The sequence below is a fragment of the Pseudonocardia pini genome, assembly GCF_013870575.1.
Classification (GTDB): Bacteria; Actinomycetota; Actinomycetes; order Mycobacteriales; family Pseudonocardiaceae; genus Pseudonocardia; species Pseudonocardia pini.
Map to the genome: position 1 here is coordinate 1 of NZ_JACBXB010000839.1, position 2,265 is coordinate 2,265.

A 2,265-nucleotide genomic window follows, 5' to 3' on the forward strand; every position below is an offset into this window, starting at 1 on the left:
TCGCCGCGGTCGGACTGGCACCGGTGGTGTGGCTCGTGGCGGTGCTGTGGGTGCTGGCGGGCGTGCCGAGCCAGCTGCTGCTGGTGGGGGTGAACGCGCTGGTCCTGGGTGGGTCGGGCACGAGCGGGGGTGGGGCGGTGTCGGTGGTGCAGTCGCTGCGCTTCTTCGGCGCGGCCGCCTCGCCCGCAGCCCTGCCGCCCGTCTACCACGCGGACCCGACGGCGGCCTTCCTCGTGCCCGCCGCGGTCCTGGTCGCCGCCGTCCCGGCCCTGGTCCCCCGCCGCTGACCCGCCGCACGAGATCGCACGTGTCGTGCTCTCGCCACACAAGATCGCGCGTTTCGTGCTCTCAGCGCGGGAAGATCGCGGGTTGCGTGCTCTCAGCGCGGTGCGGACCACGCTGAGAGCACGAAACGTGCAGTCAGAGCGCGATGCCCAGGAGCGCGTCGATCGCCACGCGCGCCTTCGCCGGCGCCTCGGCGTCCGTGCCCCGACGCTCCAGCGCCTCGCTCGCCCACGCGTCCACCGCGGCCAGGGCACCCGGGGTGTCGAGGTCGTCCGCGAGGTGCTCGCGCAGGGCCGCGACCAGGCCGTCGGCCGAGGGGGCGGTCTCCAGCTCGACGGCCTCGCGCCAGCGCGCCAGCCGCTCCTGCGCCTCGGTGAGCAGCTCCGCGGTCCAGGGCCGGTCCTCGCGGTAGTGTCCGGCGATCAGTGCCGCGCGCACGGCGTTGGGGTCGACGCCCTGGGAGCGCAGCTTCGACACGAACACCAGGTTGCCGCGGGACTTCGACATCTTCTCGCCGTCGAGCCCGATCATCCCGGTGTGCGTGTAGTGCCGGGCGAAGGGATGGTCCCCGGTGAGCGCCTCGGCGTGTGCCGCGCCGCACTCGTGGTGCGGGAAGATCAGGTCGGAGCCGCCGCCGTTGAGGTCGATCTGGGTGCCCAGCCGGTTGAGCGCGATGGCCGCGCACTCGATGTGCCAGCCCGGACGGCCCGCGCCGAGGTCGGACTCCCAGTGCGGCTCGCCCTCGCGCGCCATCCGCCACAGCAGCGGGTCGACGGCGTGCCGCTTCCCGGGCCGGTCCGGGTCGCCGCCCCGCTCGCGGGAGAGCCGGATCATCGTCTCCTCGTCGTAGGTCGACTCGTAGCCGAAGCGGCCGGTCACGGCGGAGTCGAAGTACACGTCCGGGTACTCCGGGTCGTCGATCCGGTAGGCCGCACCCGTGGCCAGCAGCTTGTCCACCAGCTCGACGATCTCGGGCATCGCCTCGACCGCACCGATGTAGTGCTGCGGCGGGAGCACCCGCAGGGCCTCCATGTCCTCGCGGAACAGGGCCGTCTCGCGCATGCCCAGGACCACCCAGTCGTCCTGGTCCCGCGCGGCCCGCTCGAGCAGCGGGTCGTCGATGTCGGTGACGTTCTGGACGTAGTCCACCCCGTGCCCCAGGTCCAGCCAGAGCCGGTGGACGAGGTCGAAGGCGAGGTAGGTGGCCGCGTGGCCGAGGTGCGTGGCGTCGTACGGGGTGATGCCGCAGACGTACATGGTGGCGGTCTCGCCCGGGGCGGTCGGCCGGACCCGTGCGGTCGAGGTGTCGTACAGGCGGAGCGGCGGACCGCTGCCCTCGAGGGCGGGGAGGTCGACGGAGGCCCAGGTCTGCATGCGTCCACACTAAATGCTCCGCGGCCGTACCCCGGGCGGGTCGTTGGTCACCCTCGCAGGAAGGTGAGCACCGCGAGGACCCGCCGGTTGTCGTCCGGACCCTGGTGCAGACCGAGCTTGGTGAACACCGACCGCACGTAGGCCTCGACGGTCTTGGGGCTGAGGAACAGCCGCTGGCAGATGGCCTGGTTCGAGCGGCCCTCCGCCATCACGGTCAGGACCTCCCGCTCGCGGTCGGAGAGGTCGTCGAGCGGGCTGTGCGCCCGGGCCCGGCCCACGAGCTGCGCCACGACACCCGGGTCGATCACCAGCCCGCCCGTGCCGACCCGCCGCACCGCCTCGACCAGCTCCTCGATGTCGGTCACCCGGTCCTTGAGCAGGTACCCGGCCGCGTGCGTCCCGCCCTCCACCAGCTCCAGTGCGTACGCGGGCTCGACGTGGGCGGACAGCACCAGCACCCCGACGTCGGGGAACTCCTCGCGCAGCCGGGCGGCGGCGTCGAGCCCCTCGGTGGTGTGGGTGGGCGGCATCCGGATGTCGACGACGACGGCCTCCGGCGGCGCGGCTCGTCCAGCGCTACCAGGCCAAGCACGACCTGGACCTGTC

The 2,265-nt window shown here is 73.2% G+C and carries 2 protein-coding genes and 1 pseudogene; 1 reads left to right on the plus strand and 2 read right to left on the minus strand.

Annotated elements, in window-relative coordinates; genetic code table 11:
• Window positions 1-287, plus strand: a pseudogene (locus H5J29_RS29720) (MFS transporter); the annotation flags it as partial.
• A gap of 133 nt (window positions 288-420) precedes the next feature.
• Here H5J29_RS29720 and mshC read toward each other — a convergent pair.
• Window positions 421-1,659, minus strand: coding sequence for a cysteine--1-D-myo-inosityl 2-amino-2-deoxy-alpha-D-glucopyranoside ligase (gene mshC / locus H5J29_RS29725; RefSeq protein ID WP_181784284.1), 1,239 nt, complete (start codon window positions 1,657-1,659; stop codon window positions 421-423).
• Window positions 1,660-1,706: 47 nt separating this feature from the next.
• The coding region (locus H5J29_RS29730) for a response regulator transcription factor (RefSeq protein WP_181784285.1) at window positions 1,707-2,265 on the minus strand (559 nt) is incomplete at its 5' end.